Genomic DNA, 22,599 nt, shown 5'->3' on the forward strand with positions numbered 1-22,599 from the left:
TTTTAACGACTAATTATATGCTCATTATATCTACATTCAATGTTAATACGGTTAACATCATCGAAAGCCACCCGAGGTAAAGAAAAACCCAATGGAAAACCGCACTGCCCGCCTGACGTTGCTGATCGATCCCGAGAAAAAGGCCGCCTTTGAAGAACTGTGCAAGCAGGAAGATGTGACGCCATCCCAGAAAGTGCGCCAGTTCATTCGGGAATACGTGGAAGAAAGACTGGGATCGGACTGGCGCGAAGATCGTAAAAAGAAATCCTGACGGGGTTCATTACGTAAAGACTATGATGAAACCTATCGCGCCAATCCTGCTGTTTGCCACTTTGTCTGTTATGAACGGATGCACTGCCATGCCTTCATCGAAAGCCCCCGACACGCTGAATTCGGCACCGCAAACCCAGTACGATGCCCTGCTCGTAAACCCGGCAAACAAGACCGCGCTGACTCCGGAGGAACTGGCGCAGCAACTAGCCGACGTCGATGTTGTGGTTGTCGGGGAATACCACGGGCACCATGGCTCACACCTTCTGCAATCCCGGCTTCAGAGCGCCCTGTTTCGGCTGCGGCCGGAGCAGATTCTCAGCATGGAGCAGTTCAACCTGGATCGTCAGGACGAACTGAACCGTTATCTGCGGGGAGAGACGGGCGAAACCGAAATGATCGAAGACGCCGAAGCCTGGGACAATTACCGTGCCTCCTATCGTCCATTGGTGGAGTTTGCACGCCGGCACGACCTTCCGGTGATCGCGTCCAATGCGCCGGCCGACGTGGTCCGCTGCGTTGGCCGCAAGGGCCCGGGCTATCTCGACCGTATTTCAGACACCTTGAGACAGAAATTACCCGCCAAACCCTTCATGGACACCCCGGAATACCGGGAAAAGTTCATGGCGGCCATCGGTGCAAGCCACCAGGCAGACGACACCATGAGCGAGCGGATGGACAACACCTACAAGGCCCAGTTGCTCAGGGACAACGCCATGGCAACACGTATTCTTCAGGCGCGGACAGAGCACCCGGAGCACCAGGTACTGCACGTGACTGGCACCTTTCACAGTGAAAATGGCCTGGGCACCGTGGCGCTTCTGAAACAGCGCGCGCCTGAAATCTCGGTCGCCATCGTAAGCCCGGCTTTCTGGCCTTGGGACGTCAACGAAGCGCCCCTGGAGAATAATCGCGCCAAGGGTGATTTCATCTACTTTATCCAGCCTCTGCCCGACGAATTCCGGGACGCCCAGCGGGAACGTGAGGCGATGACAGCCCGCTTTCGCCGCTCGACCGACAAAAGCTGTGACTGAAACGGCCGGCTACCGGCCTGACAGGCCCGATTCCAACTCAAGTGCCTGTTCAAACACCTTCCGGTCCTCGTCGCTGAACAGCACAAACCGGACAAGGCGAACAGAGTTGAGCTCCGCCAGCGTGTCAGACACCGCCTTCATGGCCACTGCCGCCGCATCCTGCAGTGGATAGCCGAAAACCCCGGTGGAGATGGCAGGAAAAGCGATGGACGTCAGCTTATGCCGATCTGCCAGCAACAGGGCATTTCTGAAACACTCAGCCAGCAAACGGTCGGATGGCTCGTCGACCCCGTAAACCGGCCCCAGACAGTGGATTACGTGTTGGTTTGGCAGCTCGTGAGCCGAGCTGATGACTGCCTGCCCCGGCCTGATCGGCGCCAGAGCCCGGCACTCCTCTGCCAGCCCCGGTCCGGCGGCGCTGTGTATGGCGCCTGCCACGCCACTCCCTGGCAAAAGTTCGGCGTTGGCGGCATTGACGATCACATCCATATCCTGCTGTTCAGCAATGTTTCCTCTGATGCACTCAACTTTCACAACCGTCATGTTTCCTTCCTTTTCGCTTGGGGCGTGAAACGCTAATCTTGACCATGACCTCAGGATAGCAGCCAGACACCGGACGCTTTCCGGAACATTCCGGTGACGTAATACAGGGACACCCCATGAAACTTTTTGCCTCAGTGATTCTCGGCGTCAGTGCCATCATTTCTGCCGCCCTGATTGGCAATGGCCTGACCGATCTGCGCACAGGCGACCGCTACGTGACCGTTAAAGGTGTGGCTGAACGGGAAGTGAATGCCGATCTGGCCCTGTGGCCGATCCGCTTTCTCGCCACCGGTGCGTCCCTGAGTGAAGCCCAGGAAAGGGCCAGAAGCAGCCGGGACGCGATCATGGCGTTCCTCAAACTGCAGGCCATTGACCAGAATGCGGTCGAACTCCAGCGCCTGGATGTCACCGATACCCGGGCCAACCCTTACCAGGCCAACAACGGAGAGCAGAAGTTCATCATCAGCCAGACGCTGATGGTACGCAGTACTGACATCGACCGAATCCGGCAGGCAGCCCAGGGTGTCAGTGAACTGGTGGACTCCGGAGTGGTGCTGTCTTCGGACTACGGCCCGTCCGGCCCGACGTACGTATTTAACGGGCTCAACGACATCAAGCCGGAGATGATTGCCGAGGCCACGGCATCGGCCCGGGAAGCTGCCGACCAGTTCGCCCAGGATGCAAAAGCGGAACTCGGGGGGCTGCGACGTGCCAATCAGGGCGTTTTCCAGATTCTGGCCCGGGATCAGGCGCCGGGCATCATGGAACAGCAACAGCCGGTAAAAACCGTCCGGGTAGTCTCAACCGTCGAATATTACCTTCGCTAGCCCAACCGCCTACTGCGTGGCCACCATCTCATCGGTCACCTGATATTCACCCGCCAGCCAGCGCAGAATCTCGTTGGCTGCAGGGTGGTCAAAGGCATCGTAGGTATGCTGAAGGCTCTGGCGCTTTTCATCACTGATCCGGCCCAAGCCAGCGTCTTGCAGCACCAGTAAATCCGCATGCAGCTGCGCTGCCAACTCCCTGCCCAGCACCTCGCGGGCGACATGGCGGAATGCCTGGCCGTATTGATAGGAGGGTCCCAGGCGGTAGGACTCCGCCAGCGTGATAGCCGGGATGGCCGTCAGCGTTGGCTGCAGGGCCGGATTGATACCATGGCCGGCAAGGTGCGCCGCGTTGGCCGCCGGTCGCCCGGTGAAGGCTCGCAGGTGCAGATGTTGCGACATCCGGTCGCCGTCGTTGACCGGGTAGTTGTCCCAGAGCACCGGCTTGCGGCCAAGCAGGTCTCCGACACGTTTCAGATGGCCGGGTGACACTTCCCGGGAACACACTTCCTCTCCGGTCCAGAACACGTTCACCGAGTGGTCCAGCTTGCGCCCGAGCGTCTCCAGATAATCCGCCGGACGCTCCCCGAACACGCGGTCGAGAACCGGATCATCGGAATAATAGCTGGGACAGACACTCAGCTGTTTGATTGAAGTACGGTCACGGACCCAGTGCACAATGTCCGTCTGGGTACCGGCAAGGTCCGGAGTGTCTGACCGCATGTCATCGAACAGAATCGCCAGCTCATCTATCCCGATGCGCTCCAGCAGGGCGAGTTTTTCTGCCAGCGACGCCCTGGCTTCGTCGTCAAACCGGTTGAACACCTCGAACGGACTCAGGCCGACACCAAAACGAACGCCTTCGTTACGGCAAAAGCGCGAGAAATCGGCCAGCTCCGCGGCCATCGCCGGCGGGTGCGGCTGCTGCCACTTCCGACGCAGAAAAACATCCGCCTTCGGGGCATAGAGATAAAATCCGTAACCATGGGGCGCCAGGGTGCGAACCAGTTGCCGCCGCTCCTGCCAGGTCCACATGGGGCCGTAAAATCCTTCAATGATGCCGAGTGTCGTTGCCATGGCCGATTTCCGCTCCGCTGGTTCCCGGGCCCGGTTCAGGTACCCTGTAATCTCCAAGTTTGACTAGACTTACCGGTAAAGCCAACTACAACCGAACTGCCCGACAAGGAGCAACTCAATGGAAATAAAAACGTTCGAGGATCTCATCGAATGGACGAGGCAACTGCACGCGCATCTTGCAAGGTGCCTGAAAGAGTCCGCCAAGCTCAACAACGACGAGCGAGCCAGCGCCCTCCTCGACTACCTGTCCAGCCACGAAACCATTCTCGAGAAAGCCGTACGGGAATTCGAGAAACAGGCTGATCCGAAGGCTCTCAATACCCGCATGTACGACTACCTGAACCACAAACCAATTAGGGCCAGTGCTGACTCCTACACGCACTACGCGTCAATGAGCTTTCAGGATATTGCCAGGGAAATCTTCCAGTTCCACGACCAGGTGATGGATCTCTACGATTCCCTGATTGGCAAGGCAGAGATTCCCGAGGCCAAGGCCTTGCTTGAGGATCTGCTTTCCCTCGAAGAGCACGAGGCCATGCGACTGTCGAGCCAGATCAGCCGCATGGACGACATCTGATCCGCCGTACGACCAAGGTCGTACACCAAGCGGTTTTTGATTTCGTTTGTTAACGATAATTGCTAACGTGAACTAGCATTAAGAGTGATTTTCCCCAAAAGGGGAGACGCTCGACCCACAAAAAAGATAAGAGGATAGAAGAGCAATGAAGATCCGTTCTGTTCTTTCCGCGGCTGTGCTGGCTGTGGCAACAACCTTTGCCTCCTCGCAGGCGCTCGCCCAAGATACCTTCACACTCCGCCTTGCAGAAACCTGGGGGCCAAACTTCCCGATTTTCGGTGACACCACCAAGCGTTTTGCCGAAACCGTCGAGAAAATGTCTGACGGACGCCTGAAAGTCCGCATCGATTCCGCCAACAAGCACAAAGCCCCGCTGGGCGTGTTTGATATGGTCAAGGCTGGTCAGTACGACATGGGCCATTCCGCATCCTACTACTGGAAAGGCAAGGTTCCAGAGACCCTGTTCTTCACCAGTATGCCGTTTGGCATGAACGCCATGGAACAGTACGCCTGGTTCTACCACGGCGGTGGCATGGAGCTGATGCAGGAAGTCTACGAGCCGCACAACATGCTGTCGTTCCCGGGCGGTAACACCGGCGTTCAGATGGGCGGCTGGTTTCGCAAGGAAATTAACTCGCTGGAAGACCTTCAGGGTCTGAAAATGCGCATCCCTGGCTTCGCTGGTGAAGTGTTCGCAGAAGTTGGCGTTAACCCGACCAACATCGCCCCGGGCGAGCTTTACACTGCTCTGGAACGCAACACCATCGATGCTGTTGAGTGGGTAGGTCCTGCCCTGGACTTGCGTCTCGGCTTCCAGCAGATCGCCGACTACTACTATACCGGCTGGCACGAGCCTGCGACCGAACTCCAGTTCCTTGTGAACAAGCGGGTTTGGGACAAGCTGCCAGCGGACCTGCAGGAGATCATGCGTGTTGCCATGCGCACTGCGTCCTACGACATGCTGGTTCACTCCCAGCACGCCAACGCAGAAGCTTGGGCTAATATTCGCGAAGAGTACCCGAATGTCCAGATCAAGCGTTTCCCAGACGAAATCTTTGACGCCATGTACGAAGCCAACAACAAGCTGCTGAAAGAAGCAGCTGCTGAAAGCGATATGGCTGCCAAGATTATCGACTCCCAGCAGAACTATCTTGAGCAGAGCCGCGCTTACACCAACATTTCTGAGCGCGCCTACCTCAACACTATGGCTGAAGTCGAGTAAGATATAGGCTTTAACGGAGCCGGGATCGCTCTCTGAGTGATCCCGGTTTTGTCGTTTATAGCAACGGATAAAAGCGCCAGTCCGTCTGGCGGGGGATCATCAATGCGGTGGATTATCAAACTGGACGACGGGCTTGCCCGGCTGTCCATCTTCTGTGGCTGGGTTGCCTGTGTCGCGATGATACTGATGGCAGCCAACGTCTTTTACGACGTAGTGGCCCGATACGCTTTTAACAACGTTTCAATCGGCATGCAGGAAATGGAGTGGCACCTCTATTCTGTGGTGTTCCTGCTGGGTATTCCCTACGCATTGCGCACGGATGGTCATGTTCGGGTCGACGTTTTCTACACCAAATGGAGCAACAAGGCCAAGGCCTGGGTCAACCTTGTTGGCGCCTTCATTTTCGTCATTCCCTTCGCTTATCTGATCGGCATTTACGGCTACGATTTCGCCCTCGACTCTTACAGCATGGGTGAAGGTAGCGGTGATCCGGGCGGGCTGCCGCACCGATGGATTATCAAATCCGTTATCCCTGTCAGTGCCGTCTTCATCGGTATTGCCGGCCTCAATATGGCGACTTACGCCGTACGAGTGATGGCGGGGGACAAGGAGTATGAAGGTGAACACAGCGGAGGAGGCCTCGCATGATCGGTATGATTATGTTCGGTGTGGCCCTGCTGATGCTGATGCTGGGCTTCCCGGTTGCATTCACCTTCGGTGGCGTTGCGCTGTTTTTCGGAATTTTCGCCGAGGGCATGGATCTCTTTGCCTTCATGCCCTATCGCATCATGAGCGTGATGCAGAACACCGTTCTGATGGCAGTACCGCTGTTTATCTTCATGGGCGTGGTGCTCCAACGCACCAGGCTGGCGGAACAACTTCTGACCTCCATGGGCCGTCTGTTCGGTGGCCTGCCCGGTGGCCTGGCTATCTCGACGATTCTGGTCGGTGCACTGCTGGCCGCCTCTACCGGTGTTGTAGGCGCCAGCGTGGTTGCCATGGGTCTGATCTCGCTGCCGGTCATGCTGGCGCATAAATACGACAAGAGACTGGCCACCGGTACCATCTGTGCGTCCGGCACCCTCGGTCAGATCGTGCCGCCATCCATCATCCTTATTATTCTGGGCGATGTCCTTGGCCTTCCGGTTGGGGATCTGTTCAAGGCCGCGGTCTGGCCCGGCGTTGTGTTGGTGGGGCTTTACATCATCTACATCCTGGTGCTGACCAGACTGAAACCTGAAACCGCGCCGGCCATGCCGGATGAGCCAGGCGTGTCCCGTAAAAAGGAAGTCTTCAATGCGCTGTTGGCGATCATCCCGCCGCTGGCACTGATTGTGGTGGTTCTGGGCTCGATCTTCACCGGCATTGCCACGCCAACCGAGTCATCCGCTCTTGGCGGGGTTGGCGCCGTGGTTCTGGCCATCATCTACCGCCAGTTTTCCTTCAAGATGGTATGGGATGCATCCAAGGATACTGTGAAGGTGACCGCCATGGTCTTCGCGATCCTGATCGGTGCAACAGCCTTCTCCATGGTGTTCAGCTACACCGGCGGCGACTATCTGCTGGAAGAATGGTTGCTCCAGCTGCCCGGCGAGAAGTGGGGCTTCATCATTCTGGCCATGGTGGTCATTCTGGTATTGGGTTTCTTCATCGACTTCGTTGAAATCTCTTTCATCATCGTGCCGATCCTTGCCCCGGTGGCGGAAGCTATGGGCATCAACATGCTCTGGTTCGCCATCCTGATCGCCATGAACCTGCAAACGAGCTTCCTTACGCCACCGTTCGGGTTCTCGTTGTTCTACCTCAAAGGCGTCGCACCGCCGGGAGTGCGAACGACCGATATTTATAAAGGCGTACTGCCCTTCATCCTGATACAGATGTTCGTGCTGGCGCTGATTGTGATTTTCCCTGAATGGTTTGGTATGAGCTCCTCATACTGACCCGAATAATGCCGGGCCCCTGGGCCCGGCATTTTTTTATCCGCCTATTTTCGCTCTTCGCTATCCTTCCAATAGTTTTCCTCTATTTTCAGCCAACCTGACAAAATCTCACTGTTTTCTATACTGAACGGACAACCGGCGATTCTCAGACTGGTATTCGGGAACCCTGGCGCGCGCGCATCGACAAAAACATTGATGTTGAGGTTATCAAGGGAGAGCGGAGTCCATGAACCAGAGCACTGCCCAGAAAACCCGTGACAACGGGCAAGAATCCAAAAGCCATGTTCTGACCCTGCCACTGGAAAATACCCACGTGGACCGGTCACCGCACACTTACGAGCGCTGGCTGATCGCCAAGCTCATGCGGATGGCGGGATCACCGCCGCTGCGCTTCCGGCTCTGGAACGGCGATGTGATCGAACCGGAGGGTCAACACGCGCAGTTCACCCTGCATCTGACCGACCCCAAAGCCCTTTACGCGCTGGTAACCAATCCCAACCTGGCGTTCGGAGACCTCTACAGCGCCGGTCGCCTGGAGGTGGAAGGTGACCTGCCGGACCTGATGGAAACCCTCTACCGGTCCGTTCACCAGGCGCGTCAGAAGTGGCCGAAATGGCTGGAGGCCCTGTGGCGCAACCACAACCCCCGATCCACCGGCATCCCGGAAGCCAAGGAAAACATTCACCATCACTATGATCTGGGCAACGAGTTCTATCAGCTCTGGCTGGACAGCGCCGAAATGCAGTACACCTGCGCCTACTACGAGACGCCGGATCTGAGCCTTGAACAGGCCCAGCTAGCCAAACTCGAGCACGTTTGCCGCAAACTCCGGTTAAAGCCCGGCATGACGGTGGTCGAGGCCGGCTGCGGCTGGGGTGGCCTGGCCCGCTACATGGCCCGCAATTACGGCGTGAAGGTCCACTCCTACAACATCTCCAGGGAACAACTCGCATTTGCCCGAGAAGAAGCTCGCAAGCAGGAACTCGATCATCTGGTGGAGTATATCGAGGACGATTACCGGAACATCAGGGGGCAATACGACGCCTTCGTATCCATCGGCATGCTCGAACATGTGGGCAAGGAGAATTACGAGGCCCTGTCCGAGTTGATCAAACGCAGCCTCAAGCCTGACGGCATTGCCCTGCTGCATAGCATTGGCCGCAACCGCCCGATGCTGATGAACGCATGGATCGAGAAACGCATCTTCCCGGGTGCCTATCCGCCGAGCATCGGCGAATTCATGCAAATCTGTGAGCACGGCGATTTTTCAGTCCTGGACGTCGAGAACCTGCGCCTGCATTACGCCCAGACCCTGAGTCACTGGATGGAGCGCTTCAACCAGAACGAGGACAAGGTCACTGCCATGTACGACGGCCACTTCACCCGGGCCTGGCGCATGTATCTGGCCGGTTCCATCGCCGCCTTCCGGGCAGGTTCTCTGCAGCTGTTCCAGGTGGTCTTCAGCCATGGCGACAATAACCAACTTCCCCGGAACAGACGGGATCTTTACGACTTTCCTGCGGCACCCGAGGAGGCCTGATGGACTACTACGACCTGATCATCGTTGGAGCCGGCCCGGCCGGATCCACCCTGGCCAGCGCCCTCGAAAACAGCGGCAAAAAAGTGCTGATCATTGATAAACAGAACTTCCCCAGGGACAAAACCTGCGCAGGCTGGGTTACGCCTGCCGTGATGGAGACCCTGAGCATTGACCCGGAGGAATACTCCCGCGGGCGAACCCTGCAACCCATCCGGCGGTTTCGCATCGGGATGATGGGCCAGCCGGCCGTGGAGAACGATCACGGCGACGTAGTCAGCTATGGTATTCGCCGGTGTGAATTTGACGACTACCTGCTCAGCCGCGTCAACGCTCCGAAACAGCTGGCCACGCCGGTCAAATCCATCGTTCGTAAAGACGGCAACTGGGTCGTCAATGACACCTGGGAAGCGCCTCTTATTGTCGGTGCCGGCGGTCACTTCTGCCCGGTTGCGCGATTGTTGGGGGATGGCCCCGGTGGCCATGAAACCGTTGTGGCGGCCAAAGAGGTTGAATTTGAAATGACACCGGACCAGGCTTCAGCCTGCCTGGCCCGGGGCGATACGCCCGAACTCTGGTTCTGTCGGGACCTGAAGGGCTATGCCTGGGTGTTCCGTAAGGGCAATTTCCTGAATATTGGCCTGGGCCGGGAAGACAACCACAAGCTGACAGGGCATCTGGAAGCGTTTGTCGAGGAAATGAAATCCACCGGCCGGATTCCACAAGACCTGCCCGGACGCTTCAAGGGCCACGCCTATCTGCTCTACGCCCATGCCGACAGACCCCTGGTGGACGACGGTGTGATGCTGATTGGCGACGCCGCTGGCCTTGCCTACACCCAGAGTGGCGAGGGTATACGGCCGGCGATCGAATCCGCCCTTCTGGCAGCCGATGTGATTGGCGAGGCCACCGACTACTCAGCCTCCTCCCTGCAGATTTACGGTGATGCCATTGCCGAACGCTTCGGCACTCGCGCCTCCGAGCCAGACCAGGGCTGGCAGGTTCCTGACTGGGTCAAGATGCCTCTGGCCAGCAGCCTGATGCGCTCCCACTGGTTTACCCGCAAGGTGGTTACAGAGAAGTGGTTCCTGCACCAGGAGGTGCCACCGTTGAAAGTTGCTGTCTGAGGCGAAAAGCAAAACCCGGGAGCACCTATCATGATGCTTCCGGGTTTCTTTCAGGGTCAGAACTCAGTTTGCAGTCAGTTCAATTACGTCGATGCTGTACAGCGTCGTGGTGCCGCTCACTTCGTTGCCAACCGCCAGCATTGGCTTACCGCTGGGGCTGTCATCCGCAGAAATGAACGCCAGGCCTTCCGGTCCAAGATCACCGGCCATACCCGCCTCCAGATCCGCCTGGGATACCGAAAAATCTCGATTATTCAGATATTGGACAAACTCCGGATTCTGGGGATTAGTAACGTTGTAGACCATGATGCCGCCAACTCGCTCCAATCCAATAAACGCGAAAGTCTGGCCATTGATTATGCCTACGGCCACCGCCTCCGGCTCAGGGCCCTTGTCGTCCGATCGATTGTCGAAGGAATTTTCGTCATTGTTGCCGTTGAAGTTGTCGGGGATCAGGCTAGCGGTGACTCGTTCGAATTCGCTGCCGCTGTCGAAAACACGCTGGCCGTCAGCGCTCCAGATACTGAATGAGCGTGCCCCATAGCTGTACAGGGTGTCGTATTCGCAGCTGTTTTCCACGTAGAACTTGACGTCGTCCACGTCCACATTGGTGTCACCGTTCAGGTCGCCGAGTTCAGCGGGCAGCTGTGATGGGTCGCAGCCGTTGCTGATGCCCATGGTGGAGGTGGTGTTGAGACGACCCAGGTTTTCGTCTTCCAACAGATTGGTTATGGCCGCCAGCTCACCGGCTGGGTTCAAGGTCAGGTCGCCCATGCGGAATTCTTCGGTCCAGCCATCGTAATCCCGCGAATCACCCTCGTTGGCGGTGATGTAGTAGGTTTTACCGTTGTAGCCGTAGCTTGCGATGGCGTCGGGCATGTACATGCCTTTCACTGGCCAGTTGCGAATGTTGATACCGCTGTCACGGTTGCTGGCGTCCAGTTCGTTGCCGATGATGCTGTGGTCCTTGAAGCCAAGCGGCACGATGGCCGTGATTTCACCGGCAGCGATGTCCAGTTCGGCAACGGCGTTATTTTCCTGCAGGGCCACCCAGGCTTTGGTGTTGTCGATGGATACGGCTATGTATTCCGGCTCCATGTCCTGGGCCAGTGTGGCGCCTGGGCCGAAGACCCGCAGGCCCGCGGTTACCAGGTCGGCCTGGTCAGCATTGAAACCGGTGAAATCGGCGGTGGTCACGGTGGCAGACGCTACGCCGTTGGACAGATCAATAATGCTGACTGAGCCTTCAGGATCGACGCTATAGTCGTCACTCGGCTCGCCTTCGTTGGCAACCAGCACTTTCATGCCATCACGCGTGAAGGTCACCATGTCGGGCAGCGCGCCAACCACAACTTCACCAACTTTGTTGAGGTCCGTGCTGTTGTAGAACACAACCTTGCCATTTGCCTGCTTGTTCTCGGCTTCAATGGCCACTGCCACAAGATCACCATAAACCGCGACGCTATTTGCAGCAGCACCCTCAGCTGTGGCGTCAATCGTGCTCAGTTTCACAGGCATCGCTGGATCATTGATATCGAGCACATCGATCGTACTGGCGAGGGCATTCACTACGAATAGTCGCTGATTCGAGGGGTCGTGGGCGACAATCTCGGCAGCACTCTCGTCAAAAACCTCTCCTTCCGCCTGATAGGAGCCCACCACATTCAGCTCAATGAGCGTCTGACTGGTGCCAGGTGCACCGTCTGTGCCGTCGTCGCCGTCACAGCCGGCAAGGCCGAGAACTGTTGCCAGTATGGCGGTACCAAGGAGGGATTTACGCAGTTCCATATTCGCCTCGTCTTTTAAAGTGTGTTGGTTCACGACACACGTTATTGAGGCAAGGTGACATAACTGCGTCAGACAGAAGACAATCTGATGACAAACGCATTGCAGCGACAAAAAAATGGCGACCCCGCAGGGTCGCCATTCATTCAGCGCACTCGGCTCAGTGACCGAGGTAGCTGCGATACATCCACACCGTCTTCTCTTGCTGGGAGATATAGTCGCTCATCAGGGCAACGGTACCCTCGTCGTCCGCTTCACCGGCCAGACTGAGCAGTGTCCGCTGTTTGCCGATCAGCTTGGCAAAACTTTCGACAATGTTGTCCATCGCTTCCTTGCCGTCGGAAACATCTTTTCGCTCCGGCACTTCCGAACGCTCTATGTAGGTACTGTAGGCATGAGCCGGGCGATGGCCCAGCGTCAGAACCCGCTCTGCAATCTCGTCGATCTTGAGTAGCAGATCGTCGTAGAGCTCCTCGAACTTTACATGCAGCTCAAAGAAGTTGTCGCCTTTGATGTTCCAGTGGTAGCCGCGAACATTCATATAAAAGATCTGATAGTTGGACAGCAGATCATTCAGGGAATCAGCAAGCTTTGCCGTTTTCTCGGTATCAAGACCAATGAAATTCTTACCCATAACGCTTCTCCTTCGCGGTTATATAACAGGTTTATATATGAATATACGCCTGATCGGCGGACGTCAGGAAGTTTAGTTTGCTAATCTCGATGATAGGATTGATGAATGACACTATAGAAGAAGAAATAAAGATAGCCCTAACCTATCAATCATCTAAGTACATTTCATTTAACAATCATTCTCACCCGGCGTCTAATGATCGCATTAAAGAACGACACCGGAGACAATCATGAGCGCGTTAAAACTATTCGTACACAACCATGGCACGAATGGCGACCAGTCGCTGATAAAGACGGTAACGTTCGCCCTCACCCATTTTACCGTCGCTTTTACCGTGGCTTACCTGCTCACTGGTGACCTGCTCATCGGAAGCCTCATAGCCATGGTGGAACCGGCCATCAACACGGTTGCCTATTTCTTCCACGAAAAGATCTGGGCGCGGCGCCAGCGAAATGCAAGGGTTCCAGAGGGAACACTGAGCGAGGCGAGGCCTCATATCTGTTGATTCCTTTTAAGGGCCGGCTCAGACACCCGGCCCGCAATCGGTGCAACCCTCCTCTGGCGCCGGTCCGATGCTGAGGTTGCGGTTCAGGTCCTTGAGCGCGGTCCTCAGGCCTTCTTCGATAACCGGATGATAAAACGGCATTTCCAGCATCTCGGTGACGGTCAGCCTTCGCTGGGCAGACCATGCGAGCAGGTGGGCAATATGCTCCGCGGCCGGACCAAACATCTCTGCGCCCATGAACAGGCCGCTTCCATGCTCTCCATAAACTCTGAGTAGGCCCCGGTTCTTGCCGATAACCCGACTGCGGCCCTGATCCTCGAAGGACACCTCTCCAACGGCGAAACAGCCGCGGCAGCGCTCATCAACCTGGTGAATCGTCAGCCCCACCGTCGCAATCTGCGGATCGGTGAAGACCACGGCCAACGGCGTGCGGCGAAGCCCGGTTCGCACATCCGGGTATGACCCGGCGTTATCGCCCGCGATCCGGCCCTCGTCGGCTGCCTCATGCAACAGCGGCAGACTGTTATTGGCATCGCCTGCGATAAATATGTGGCTCTGGCCACAGCGCAGGGTATGGGGATCAAACAGGGGCCCTCCCTTTTTATCCAGCTCAATACCGGCGTTCTGGATATCCAGCCCGTCGACGTTAGGACGACGCCCGGTAGCCGCCAGCAGGTAATCGAAGGTTTCCGTCGTTGCACCGGCGTTGCCACTCTCAAAGGTAATGGCAACGCCCTCTTCAACACGTTCAACCTTCTTTACATCCGAATCCGGATCCAGAGGAAATTCTTCATTAAACGTTTTCAGCGCGTAATTCCGGATGGTTTCATCCTGGATAGGACCAACCGAACCGCCAACCCCGAACATACGGACACGCACACCCAGCCTGCTCAGGGCCTGGCCCAACTCCAGACCAATCACCCCCGGGCCAAAGACTGCCACCGAATCGGGAAGATCCTGCCATTCGAAGATATCGTCGTTTACAACCAGCCGATCCTTGGCATCTTTCAGGAACCCGGGAACATTGGGTCGGGAGCCAGTGGCGATGATGATACGCCCCGCCTCAACCTCGACATTGCCGTCGACGACCAGACGATTCGGGCTGGCAAACCGGGCGTGGCCTTCCATTCGATGCGCATCCGGAAACTTCTCGACCGAATCAATCACCGAAGCAACAAAGCGGTCCCGTTCGCTTCGCACCCTTTCCATCACCCGCTTTCCGTCGATCCTGATATCCCCGGCAGACACGCCGAAAAGCTCACCAAGCTGCATCTGATGAGCGTTATCAGCGGCCGCGATCAACAACTTGCTCGGCATACACCCGACTCTGGCGCAGGTGGTTCCATAATGGCCGCCTTCGATCAGCACAACCTTGTCGGTTAGTTTGCGCACGCGCTGGTAAGCCACCATACCGGCGGTTCCAGCTCCGATAATGGCAACGTCTACGGTTCGCTTTTCCATACAAGGGTCTCCTGACAGGCATTCCCGGAATCGGGAACAGGGAAGATTGGGACGGCTGTGCCCCCAGTATAGAAGCCGTGACAAGTTTCACCCACACGATGAAAAACGCACCGATTCCGCCTATGCTGTCAGACTTTTCAGGCAACGGACGTCTCAACGGAGGAATTGGGAAGATGCAGAGTTACTGGCCGGAATTTCTGACGGTAGCCTTTGTCCACCTGCTGGCAGTGGCCAGTCCCGGGCCGGACTTTGCCGTGATGCTCAGACAGGCTCTGTGCCAGACCCGGCGAAACGCGCTGCTAAGCGCCATTGGTATCGGCGGGGGCATTCTGGTGCATGTGTGTTATTCACTGCTGGGCATTGGCCTGCTGATCCAGCAATCGATCGTGCTCTTCAATGTTCTCAAGGTGCTGGGGGCACTTTACCTTGCCTGGATTGCCGTCCAGTGCCTGCGGGCAAGGGCCGGCGGCATTCATGTGGAACAGGATCCGACGGGTGGACAGTCCGGTATCGCAGCCCTGCGATTGGGCTTTCTGACCAACGCGTTGAACCCCAAGGCAACGCTGTTCTTTGTGTCCCTTTTCTCTGTTGTGATCAGCCCAGGCACACCCATTGTGCTCCAGGCCGGCTATGGCATTTACATGGCCCTGGCCACGGCACTCTGGTTCGCCATGGTTGCCATTTTCTTTACCCTGCCCCGCGTCCGCCGCGGGTTTAACCGGTTCGGGCACTGGCTCGACCGGCTGATGGGCGGCGTTCTCCTGTTGCTGGCCGGACAGCTACTGCTGTCTACAGTGAGCGGATCAGAGCCTCCGTCTGCGCCCATCCAAGACACGGATCGGTGATCGAACAGCCGTAGCGCAGATCTTCGCCGTCGTCCTGACGCCCCGGCTCCAGGAAGCTTTCCAGCATCAGACCCCGGATATGGTGGTTACCGGCGCGGCGCTGCGCCATCACGTCCTGGGCAATATCCAGCTGTCGTTCTGACTGCTTGCAGGCGTTGTCGTGACTGCAGTCCACCATGACGGCTGTGGACAATCCCGCCTCTGCCAGGGCGCCCACGGCCTGCTCAATGCTGGCCGCATCGTAATTGGTGATACCGCGGCCACCGCGCAACACCAGATGGGTGTCGGGGTTGCCCCGGGTGGTAATCATCACCGGCGCGCCTGTTGCCGAAACCCCAAGATGATGATGGGGATGGGACGCCGACTTCATGGCATTGGTAGCGACAGCGATACCACCATCGGTGCCATTCTTGAAGCCGGTCGGCATGGGTAGCCCACTGACTATCTCCCGATGCACCTGCGACTCGGTGGTTCGGGCACCAATAGCCGTCCAGCTCACCAGATCGCCCAAGTAATCCATTGCGAACGGGCTCAGGGCTTCGGTGGCCAGCGGCAGCCCCATGGCCGCCAGGTTCAGCAACAAGCGACGGGAACGAAGCAGCCCCTCATTCAGATCGCCTGCACCCGTGCGCTCCGGATCGTACAACAGCCCTTTCCAACCCACCGTGGTCCGAGGCTTTTCCAGGTAGGCCCGCATAACGATAAGGAAGCGATCACTGACTTCATCCGCCAGGGCTTTCAGCTTTTCCCCGTATTCGAGTGCGGCCACCTCATCGTGGATGGAGCAGGGCCCCATGACGATCAGCGTTCTCGTGTCGCTGCCCTGCAGAATCCGCCGGATTGCCTGCCGGTGTTCATCGACCTGCCGGACAATGTCGTCGCTGGCCGGCATCTGAAGTTTGAGCTCCGCCGGCGTTGGCAGAACCACTTCTTCCCGGTGGGTGGCCGGTGATCCGACTACCTGGTGTGTCAGTTCAGTGTTCAAGGACATATTCATGTCAGTGCTTCCGTTTCCCTGCGTCAGAATCAAAAAAGCCCCGGCTGGTGGGCTACCAGTCGGGGCTTTTCGAGTCCGGTGGCAGCCTGGGTTTTCTGCCGGGCTGCCTTCCTCGTTATTCGTTCGATGAAGATCCTATGGGCGGCCCCGGCTCTGGCTAAAATAAAAGCCATAACCAAACCACCAGAAAAACACAGCAGCGACTGCAGCCGCCGGCTTGGCGCCGAAAGCTTGCAAAACATTCAATTGACAGGTCGCGTGTGTCGTCTTCATGCTTTTCAATATATACCCACGGTTTTCACCTTGGCAACCCGCATGCCGGAGTTTTTTCACCACCGACATCAGGGTTGGGAGCAATCAATGGTCTATTTTGTCCGACGATATCCTCTGCAGCTGGCCCTGGCGTTCTTGCTTGGGCTGATCTCCAGCCAGATTCTGGCCCAGGCCGAGTCCCGCACCTACCAGCTCAACAACAGGCCGGGCGACGATGTGGCGGTGCAGATCCGCGAGCTCTATCAGGGCTCGCCCGTAACCGTGACTGCAAGGGGGCAACAACTGGTGGTGCGCGGCGAACCGCCCTTGCTGGAGGAAATCGGACGGCTTGTCGAAACGCTGGATGTAGCGCCAGTCCAGGTTCGGATCACCGTTCGCTCCAGAACCGACAGCGGCGGCAAGCGCTCAGGTGCCGGCATCTCCGCGTCCAACGGGCAGGCAGGAATATCCGCAGAGCGTCGCGTTACCAGTACCGGCAGCGCTCAGGAACGATCAGTGATCATGCAGGATGGCCAGTCGGCACACATCACCTCGGGCCAGGTCCGGACAATCCCCGTCGCTGTTCGTGGTGGCCGAAATCCTGCTGCCTTTCTACAGCAGGTCGAAACGCGCAGTGGCTTTCTGGTCAGCCCCCAGGTTATTTCTGATCAGGCGGTCGAACTGAGCATTGTTTCCTTCGAGGAAGAACCGGCAAACCTGAACGGCTACGAAACGGAGGCTGTAGTCACCATCCGGCGTGTGGAGCCGGGACAGTGGGTAACACTGGGAAGCACCGCAACCCGATCAACCCAGGAGCGCAGTGGCATTACCTATCAGGTGAACAGCAGTCGGTCCGAGAACCAGAGTTTTGAAGTGCGGGTCGACGTTTTGCCCTGATATCAGGCGTGGCGCTTGCCCAGCAGGACCTGCTTGGCTTCGTTCAGTTTGGCCGCCAGGTAGTCGTTCCCGCCGCGATCCGGGTGCAGTTTCTGCATGAGCCGGCGGTGGGCCATCACGATGTCCTCCTCGGCACAACCGGCTTTCACGCCGAGGATATCGCAGGCTTCGCGCTCTGACATCTGGCCGACCAGATCAGCGCCCGGACCAGCGTGATCGTTCCCCTGCGCATGCCCGTCTTCCCGCTGTTTCGACCCCATGAACCGGTTGATTTCAGGGGCAAACTTCAACAAGGCGGGGAGTTTGCGCAACAGCGGAATAACGGCCGCCACCGCCGCTGTAAGCACATGGATCCGGCCCGTTAGCACCATAAACACCAGCAGTGCGCCGCCCACGACCAGGATAACTTTCCAGGTGGCCGCCTTCTTCTTTTCGGCGGACAACGCACCCCATTGTTTCAGAATCACAAACACGGCGGCTGCCAACGCGATTCCCAGAATCCACTGCATTGTTGATCCTCACCCTGAATACCGTCGTAATTCTGTCACTGTCGCCTGTTACATTACCAGTGCCCTGCGCGGAAAACCCCCCGCCAAGAAAACGACCATGATATCTGTCAAATCTGACCAATCCGAAGTCTAGATAGAAATACTTACAACCCGGTGACATTAGCGACCCTGTTTTGTAGGATGCTATGCTTCCCAAAATCTGACACAGATCCTCAGGACCCGAATCATGCGCACTGCTTCCCGCTTTCTGATCGTCATTATATTTCTCGGCGTAGTGCTCGGAGGCATCTTCGGCTACAAATTCTACCAGTTTGGCCAGATGCAAGAGCAGATGTCCCAGCCCCAACCGCCGGCGCAGATTTCCGCCGTTGAGGCTCAGAACGAAGCCTGGACACCGGCCATCAAGGCCGTGGGCAGTGTTGAAGCCATTAACGGCATCCGGGTTGCCAATGAGGTACCCGGTGTGATTGAGGCCATCAATTTCGAATCCGGCGACGTGGTCAAACAGGGCGATGTATTGATCCGCATTGACGCCGCCATTGATGAGGCTGCCCTTCGCACTCGCCGTGCCGAGGCGCAACTGGCCGAGCAGGAATTCAAACGGGTATCCGACCTGTTACCCAAGCGCGCAGTGTCGCAGTCCCAATACGATGAAGCCAAGGCCAATTTCGACGCCGCCCGCGCGCGGGTCAATGAAGCCGAGGCCCAGTTGAGCAAGAAAATTATCCGCGCGCCCTTCGATGGCACGCTCGGTATCCGGATGGTCGACCAGGGCGAATACATTGCCACCGGCACCCCAATTGTCGAGATCAACATGCTGGATCCGATTTATGTCGACTATACCCTGTCCGAGAAAAACCTGCCGAACGTAGCAACAGGCTATCCGGTGGTCGCCACCGTCGCAGCTGTTCCGGAGCAGGATTTCGAGGGTTCCGTCAGCGCAATCAACACCTCGGTTAACCCGGAGACCCGGACTGTCCGGGTTCGCGCCACGCTGTCTAACCCGGACAACCTCTTACGCCCTGGCATGTTTGCCACCGTATTGACGCAGCAACCGGAAGACAACGAGGTAGTCACGGTGCCGCGCACCGCCATCTCCTACAACACTTACGGCGACTTTGTGTTTGTCGTTGAAGAGAATGACGACGGGAATCTGGTGGTTAATCGTCGCACGGTAACCACCGGCGAAACCCGCAACACCCGCGTAGCCGTTCTGTCCGGGCTGGAAGCTGGTGAAACCGTTGTAGAGAAGGGGTTGCTGCGCCTGCGCGCAGGTCAGAAAGTTGCCATTCAGGACGAAGAGCAGAAGCAGGGGGCGTCTGAGTAATGCGCTTCACCGACATTTTTATCCACCGTCCCGTACTGGCGACGGTGGTCAGCCTGCTGATTCTGCTTCTGGGCGCCCGCGCGGCCATGGAAATGGAAATCCGGCAGTACCCTGAGCTTGAAAGCACCACGGTGACCGTGACAACGGCCTACCCCGGTGCCAGCTCCGACCTGATCAAAGGCTTTATTACCACGCCGCTGCAGCAGGCCATTGCCGAGGCGAGTGGCATTGACTATCTCACATCCACAAGCTCGCAGGGCACTTCCACCATTGAAGCCAAAATGGTGCTGAACTATGACGCCAACGCAGCCCTTGCTGAAATCCAGGCGAAGGTGGCGAGCCAGCGCAACGTTCTGCCGGCGGAGGCCCAGGACCCGGTCATCACCTCCACCACCGGTGACTCAACCGCCCTGATGTATATCGCCTTCTACAGTAACGAGCTGGCGGTGCCCGAGATCACCGACTACCTGACCCGCGTTGTCCAGCCCCGACTGCAGGCGCTTTCCGGTGTCGGCAAGGCCGAACTGCTGGGGCGTAAATTTGCCCTTCGGGTTTGGCTGGATCCGGAGCGCCTGGCGGCCGTCGACATGACACCGCAGGAGGTAGTCGCAAAGCTCCGCGCCAACAACTACCAGGCTGCCGTAGGTAACACCAAGGGCACCTACACCGAAATCAGCATGACCAGCGACACCGACGTCGCTGATCCGGATGCGTTCCGCAACCTGGTCGTCAAACAGTCCGAAGGCACCCAGATCCGACTGCAGGACATCGCCCGAGTCGAACTGGGCTCGGAGACCTACGATCAACTGGCTCTTTACAAGGGACAGCCTGCCACTTACGTGGCGATTGAACTGGCCCCCGGAGCCAACCCGCTGACCGTCGCCGGCCTGGTGAAGGACGAGCTGCCGGACATCGAAAGCCAACTACCTTCGGGCCTGGATGTTCGCCTGGCTTACGACGCCTCAGACTTTATCGAAGACTCCATCAACGAGGTTATCCAGACACTGCTGGAAGCCATGATCATCGTTCTCGTGGTGGTGTTCCTCTGCCTTGGCTCCATCCGGGCGTCTATCGTGCCATCAGTCGCGGTTCCCCTTTCACTGGTTGGGGGCGCGTTCATCATGCTGATGTTCGGCTTCTCCCTGAACCTGTTGACCCTGCTCTCCATGGTGCTGGCCATCGGTCTGGTCGTGGACGATGCGATCATCATGGTCGAAAACGTGCACCGTCACATTGAGCAGGGTGAATCCCGTTTTGATGCAGCCATAAACGGCGCCCGGGAAATGGCGGTTCCGATTATTGCCATGACGACCACCCTCGTAGCAGTCTACGCGCCCATCGGTTTCATGGGAGGACTGGTCGGATCTCTGTTTACCGAGTTTGCATTCACGCTGGCCGGTACGGTGGTTATTTCCGGGATCGTCGCCCTGACGCTCTCTCCGATGTTGTCGGGTATGGTGCTGAAGCCCCATGGCAACCCGGGTAAGTTCGAAAACCTGGTAGAACGCTCTTTCAACGGACTCTCTGCCAGTTACAAAGCTGCCCTTTCGTCCCTGATGCAGACCAAGTCCGTGGTGATCTTTTTCGCCCTGGTGGTGCTCGGCTCCATCTACTTCATGGTCAGCATGAGCGAAAACGAACTGGCGCCCACTGAGGACCAGGGCATTCTGTTCTACCAGGGACTGGGCCCACAGACTTCCACCCTCGATTATCTCACCGAGCACGGTGATGAAGTTCAGAACCGCATGGAGACGGTCCCCGGCTACAACGAGGACTTCATGATCATTGGCATCACCGGCCCCAACGCGGTGTTTGGCGGCTTCAAGCTGGCGCCCTGGAGCGAGCGCGACATCACGCAGTTCGAAGCACAACCGATGCTGGATGCCGAGCTCAAGAAGGTGACCGGCCTCCAAACCGCAGTGTTCCCTCGCCCTTCTCTGCCAGGATCGGGTGGAGGCCTGCCTTTCCAGTTCGTGATTACCACTGGCAGCAGCTATGAACAGTTGAACGAGGTCGCTGATGAAATGCTGGGCAAAGCGATGGGCAGCGGCAACTTCATGTTCCTGCAGAAGTCCATCAACTTTGATCGTCCTGTCACGCGCATCAACGTCGATCGGGATCGGGTAGCTGACCTTGGCCTGTCCATGCAGGACGTCGGCCAGAGCCTGTCGAGCATGCTTGGCGGTGGCTACATTAACCGTTTCAGCATGGAAGGACGTTCCTACCAGGTCATACCACAGGTTGACCAGGAGTTCCGTCTGGATGCCCAGGCCCTCAATGAATACTACATTCGAGCGGACAACGGCGAACTGGTGCCTCTGGGCAGCGTAGTCAGCTTTACCCGGGATGTTGAACCGTCCAACCGGACCCAGTTCAACCAGCAAAACTCCCTGACACTGCAAGGTGTGGTCATGCCTGGCGTCGCTGCCGGCACCGCTATGGACTTCATGGAGCAGACCGCAGCAGAAGTCCTTCCCCAGGGGTTCAGCTACGACTACACAGGGCAAAGCCGGCAGTTGGCCACTCAAGGTAGTGCTCTGGTGGTAACCTTCTTCCTGTCGCTGCTGGTGATTTATCTGGTACTGGCGGCTCAGTTCGAAAGCTGGAGAGACCCGCTCATCATCCTGGTATCGGTGCCCATGTCGGTAGCCGGTGCCATGGCGTTTATCGTGCTTGGCTTTGCCACCATGAACATCTATACGCAGGTGGGTCTCATCACGCTGATCGGTGTAGTATCGAAAAACGGCATTCTGATCGTTGAATTCGCGAATCAGCTCCAGAAAGAGCGCGGGCTCAACAAGTTCGACGCCGTAGTCGAAGCCGCTGCGATCCGCCTACGGCCGATCATCATGACTTCTATCGCCCTGATTTTCGCGATGATACCGCTGCTGATCGCCATTGGCCCGGGTGCGGAGAGTCGTTTTGCCATCGGCCTGACCATCAGCGCGGGACTGGGCATTGGCACCCTGTTCACCATCTTCGTGTTGCCGGCTTTCTACATCTTGCTGGGCCGTGATCATCACGGTTCCGGCGAAGATAAAGAGGGCCACGGCTCGGGACTTGAAGGAAAGACGGCTCCGTCTCACTGATCCGGTGTAAGACACCAGGTCCGGCCACGGCAACGTGAGCCGGGCTTTTTTGGGCCGTGCTGATCCGCCATTTTCTGCTGATGCCATGCGGGTGACGGTTGCCGGCACCGGCAGCAGAGAAGCAGCAACGATTCCCCGAGCCGA

Annotated in this window: 21 protein-coding genes; 14 read left to right on the forward strand and 7 right to left on the reverse strand. The window is 57.5% G+C overall.

Translation table 11 applies throughout. The annotated features are described in order from the left end of the window. The first annotated feature begins 91 nt into the window (after positions 1–91). Together ACP86_RS06745 and ACP86_RS06750 are read left to right on the forward strand one after the other, a co-directional pair. The gene (locus ACP86_RS06745) at positions 92–271 is read left to right on the forward strand and encodes a hypothetical protein (protein WP_008173301.1); all 180 of its coding nucleotides are present in this window, start codon (positions 92–94) and stop codon (positions 269–271) included. Between the two features lie 88 nt (positions 272–359). Then, on the forward strand, positions 360–1,304 hold the full coding sequence (locus ACP86_RS06750; RefSeq protein WP_008173303.1) for a ChaN family lipoprotein: 945 nt from the start codon (positions 360–362) through the stop codon (positions 1,302–1,304). 9 nt (positions 1,305–1,313) lie between these two features. On the opposite strand, the gene ACP86_RS06755 is transcribed toward ACP86_RS06750, so the two are convergent. Then, complete coding sequence (locus tag ACP86_RS06755; RefSeq protein WP_008173304.1) at positions 1,314–1,847, reverse strand: macro domain-containing protein; 534 nt, start codon at positions 1,845–1,847, stop codon at positions 1,314–1,316. A 116-nt stretch (positions 1,848–1,963) separates the two neighbouring features. Here ACP86_RS06755 and ACP86_RS06760 point away from each other — a divergent pair, with 116 nt between their 5' ends. Next, complete coding sequence (locus ACP86_RS06760; protein WP_053113143.1) at positions 1,964–2,674, forward strand: SIMPL domain-containing protein; 711 nt, start codon at positions 1,964–1,966, stop codon at positions 2,672–2,674. Positions 2,675–2,683: 9 nt separating this feature from the next. Here ACP86_RS06760 and ACP86_RS06765 read toward each other — a convergent pair whose 3' ends face one another. After that, a complete protein-coding gene (locus ACP86_RS06765) occupies positions 2,684–3,751 on the reverse strand; it encodes a beta-N-acetylglucosaminidase domain-containing protein (protein WP_008173310.1) in 1,068 nt (355 codons plus the stop codon). 118 nt (positions 3,752–3,869) lie between these two features. On the opposite strand from ACP86_RS06765, the gene ACP86_RS06770 reads away from it, so the two are divergent. The 6 genes from ACP86_RS06770 (at position 3,870) to ACP86_RS06795 (ending at position 10,154) form a co-directional block, all read left to right on the forward strand. Continuing rightward, complete coding sequence (locus ACP86_RS06770; protein ID WP_008173312.1) at positions 3,870–4,328, forward strand: hypothetical protein; 459 nt, start codon at positions 3,870–3,872, stop codon at positions 4,326–4,328. A gap of 145 nt (positions 4,329–4,473) precedes the next feature. Beyond that, entirely contained in the window at positions 4,474–5,550 is a 1,077-nt protein-coding gene (locus tag ACP86_RS06775) for a TRAP transporter substrate-binding protein (protein WP_008173314.1), read from the forward strand. A 102-nt stretch (positions 5,551–5,652) separates the two neighbouring features. Next, positions 5,653–6,198, forward strand: coding sequence for a TRAP transporter small permease subunit (locus tag ACP86_RS06780; RefSeq protein ID WP_008173316.1), 546 nt, complete (start codon positions 5,653–5,655; stop codon positions 6,196–6,198). Further along, positions 6,195–7,490: a TRAP transporter large permease gene (locus ACP86_RS06785; RefSeq protein WP_053113144.1), complete on the forward strand. Its 1,296-nt coding sequence runs from the start codon at positions 6,195–6,197 to the stop codon at positions 7,488–7,490. The genes ACP86_RS06780 and ACP86_RS06785 overlap by 4 nt, the downstream gene beginning before the upstream one ends. 226 nt (positions 7,491–7,716) lie before the next feature. Beyond that, on the forward strand, positions 7,717–9,030 hold the full coding sequence (locus ACP86_RS06790; protein WP_053113145.1) for an SAM-dependent methyltransferase: 1,314 nt from the start codon (positions 7,717–7,719) through the stop codon (positions 9,028–9,030). Beyond that, a complete protein-coding gene (locus ACP86_RS06795; RefSeq protein WP_053113146.1) occupies positions 9,030–10,154 on the forward strand; it encodes an NAD(P)/FAD-dependent oxidoreductase in 1,125 nt (374 codons plus the stop codon). Before ACP86_RS06790 ends, ACP86_RS06795 begins: the two co-directional genes overlap by 1 nt. Positions 10,155–10,217: 63 nt before the next feature. Here the strand turns inward: ACP86_RS06795 and ACP86_RS06800 are convergent, their stop codons facing one another. Together ACP86_RS06800 and ACP86_RS06805 are read right to left on the reverse strand one after the other, a co-directional pair. Further along, positions 10,218–11,942, reverse strand: coding sequence for a choice-of-anchor I family protein (locus ACP86_RS06800; protein WP_053113147.1), 1,725 nt, complete (start codon positions 11,940–11,942; stop codon positions 10,218–10,220). 157 nt (positions 11,943–12,099) lie between these two features. Next, positions 12,100–12,573, reverse strand: coding sequence for a Dps family protein (locus ACP86_RS06805; RefSeq protein ID WP_014578457.1), 474 nt, complete (start codon positions 12,571–12,573; stop codon positions 12,100–12,102). A gap of 229 nt (positions 12,574–12,802) precedes the next feature. Here ACP86_RS06805 and ACP86_RS22060 point away from each other — a divergent pair, with 229 nt between their 5' ends. After that, positions 12,803–13,078, forward strand: a complete 276-nt coding sequence (locus ACP86_RS22060) for a DUF2061 domain-containing protein (RefSeq protein WP_175497340.1) — start codon at positions 12,803–12,805, stop codon at positions 13,076–13,078. 18 nt (positions 13,079–13,096) lie between these two features. Here ACP86_RS22060 and ACP86_RS06815 read toward each other — a convergent pair whose 3' ends face one another. Continuing rightward, entirely contained in the window at positions 13,097–14,539 is a 1,443-nt protein-coding gene (locus tag ACP86_RS06815) for a dihydrolipoyl dehydrogenase (protein ID WP_008173330.1), read from the reverse strand. 173 nt (positions 14,540–14,712) lie between these two features. On the opposite strand from ACP86_RS06815, the gene ACP86_RS06820 reads away from it, so the two are divergent. After that, a complete protein-coding gene (locus ACP86_RS06820) occupies positions 14,713–15,384 on the forward strand; it encodes a LysE family translocator (protein WP_053113149.1) in 672 nt (223 codons plus the stop codon). On the opposite strand, the gene ACP86_RS06825 is transcribed toward ACP86_RS06820, so the two are convergent. After that, a complete protein-coding gene (locus tag ACP86_RS06825; RefSeq protein WP_053113150.1) occupies positions 15,329–16,381 on the reverse strand; it encodes a 3-deoxy-7-phosphoheptulonate synthase in 1,053 nt (350 codons plus the stop codon). The two genes, ACP86_RS06820 and ACP86_RS06825, sit on opposite strands and share 56 nt — an antisense overlap. Positions 16,382–16,741: 360 nt before the next feature. Between ACP86_RS06825 and ACP86_RS06830 the strand changes: the two genes are divergently transcribed. Continuing rightward, on the forward strand, positions 16,742–17,530 hold the full coding sequence (locus tag ACP86_RS06830) for a secretin N-terminal domain-containing protein (RefSeq protein WP_053113151.1): 789 nt from the start codon (positions 16,742–16,744) through the stop codon (positions 17,528–17,530). A 2-nt stretch (positions 17,531–17,532) separates the two neighbouring features. On the opposite strand, the gene ACP86_RS06835 is transcribed toward ACP86_RS06830, so the two are convergent. Further along, the gene (locus ACP86_RS06835) at positions 17,533–18,039 is read right to left on the reverse strand and encodes a hypothetical protein (RefSeq protein ID WP_008173338.1); all 507 of its coding nucleotides are present in this window, start codon (positions 18,037–18,039) and stop codon (positions 17,533–17,535) included. Between the two features lie 226 nt (positions 18,040–18,265). Here ACP86_RS06835 and ACP86_RS06840 point away from each other — a divergent pair, with 226 nt between their 5' ends. Together ACP86_RS06840 and ACP86_RS06845 are read left to right on the forward strand one after the other, a co-directional pair. After that, entirely contained in the window at positions 18,266–19,366 is a 1,101-nt protein-coding gene (locus tag ACP86_RS06840) for an efflux RND transporter periplasmic adaptor subunit (protein WP_008173339.1), read from the forward strand. Further along, complete coding sequence (locus ACP86_RS06845; protein ID WP_053113152.1) at positions 19,366–22,455, forward strand: efflux RND transporter permease subunit; 3,090 nt, start codon at positions 19,366–19,368, stop codon at positions 22,453–22,455. Before ACP86_RS06840 ends, ACP86_RS06845 begins: the two co-directional genes overlap by 1 nt. The last annotated feature ends 144 nt before the right edge of the window (positions 22,456–22,599 follow it).

The organism is Marinobacter sp. CP1 (assembly GCF_001266795.1).
In the GTDB taxonomy this organism is placed as follows: Bacteria; Pseudomonadota; Gammaproteobacteria; order Pseudomonadales; family Oleiphilaceae; genus Marinobacter; species Marinobacter flavimaris.

Excerpts from the sequence above, each read along its gene's own strand:
- ACP86_RS06745 (WP_008173301.1), top strand. The coding sequence starts at position 92 with ATGGAAAACCGCACTGCCCGCCTGACGTTGCTGATCGATCCCGAGAAA.
- ACP86_RS06805 (WP_014578457.1), bottom strand. The coding sequence starts at position 12,573 with ATGGGTAAGAATTTCATTGGTCTTGATACCGAGAAAACGGCAAAGCTT.
- ACP86_RS06795 (WP_053113146.1), top strand. The coding sequence starts at position 9,030 with ATGGACTACTACGACCTGATCATCGTTGGAGCCGGCCCGGCCGGATCC.
- ACP86_RS22060 (WP_175497340.1), top strand. The coding sequence starts at position 12,803 with ATGAGCGCGTTAAAACTATTCGTACACAACCATGGCACGAATGGCGAC.
- ACP86_RS06780 (WP_008173316.1), top strand. The coding sequence starts at position 5,653 with ATGCGGTGGATTATCAAACTGGACGACGGGCTTGCCCGGCTGTCCATC.
- ACP86_RS06755 (WP_008173304.1), bottom strand. The coding sequence starts at position 1,847 with ATGACGGTTGTGAAAGTTGAGTGCATCAGAGGAAACATTGCTGAACAG.
- ACP86_RS06775 (WP_008173314.1), top strand. The coding sequence starts at position 4,474 with ATGAAGATCCGTTCTGTTCTTTCCGCGGCTGTGCTGGCTGTGGCAACA.
- ACP86_RS06750 (WP_008173303.1), top strand. The coding sequence starts at position 360 with ATGCCTTCATCGAAAGCCCCCGACACGCTGAATTCGGCACCGCAAACC.
- ACP86_RS06825 (WP_053113150.1), bottom strand. The coding sequence starts at position 16,381 with ATGAATATGTCCTTGAACACTGAACTGACACACCAGGTAGTCGGATCA.
- ACP86_RS06830 (WP_053113151.1), top strand. The coding sequence starts at position 16,742 with ATGGTCTATTTTGTCCGACGATATCCTCTGCAGCTGGCCCTGGCGTTC.
- ACP86_RS06765 (WP_008173310.1), bottom strand. The coding sequence starts at position 3,751 with ATGGCAACGACACTCGGCATCATTGAAGGATTTTACGGCCCCATGTGG.
- ACP86_RS06820 (WP_053113149.1), top strand. The coding sequence starts at position 14,713 with ATGCAGAGTTACTGGCCGGAATTTCTGACGGTAGCCTTTGTCCACCTG.
- ACP86_RS06845 (WP_053113152.1), top strand. The coding sequence starts at position 19,366 with ATGCGCTTCACCGACATTTTTATCCACCGTCCCGTACTGGCGACGGTG.
- ACP86_RS06785 (WP_053113144.1), top strand. The coding sequence starts at position 6,195 with ATGATCGGTATGATTATGTTCGGTGTGGCCCTGCTGATGCTGATGCTG.
- ACP86_RS06790 (WP_053113145.1), top strand. The coding sequence starts at position 7,717 with ATGAACCAGAGCACTGCCCAGAAAACCCGTGACAACGGGCAAGAATCC.
- ACP86_RS06840 (WP_008173339.1), top strand. The coding sequence starts at position 18,266 with ATGCGCACTGCTTCCCGCTTTCTGATCGTCATTATATTTCTCGGCGTA.
- ACP86_RS06835 (WP_008173338.1), bottom strand. The coding sequence starts at position 18,039 with ATGCAGTGGATTCTGGGAATCGCGTTGGCAGCCGCCGTGTTTGTGATT.
- ACP86_RS06815 (WP_008173330.1), bottom strand. The coding sequence starts at position 14,539 with ATGGAAAAGCGAACCGTAGACGTTGCCATTATCGGAGCTGGAACCGCC.
- ACP86_RS06800 (WP_053113147.1), bottom strand. The coding sequence starts at position 11,942 with ATGGAACTGCGTAAATCCCTCCTTGGTACCGCCATACTGGCAACAGTT.
- ACP86_RS06760 (WP_053113143.1), top strand. The coding sequence starts at position 1,964 with ATGAAACTTTTTGCCTCAGTGATTCTCGGCGTCAGTGCCATCATTTCT.
- ACP86_RS06770 (WP_008173312.1), top strand. The coding sequence starts at position 3,870 with ATGGAAATAAAAACGTTCGAGGATCTCATCGAATGGACGAGGCAACTG.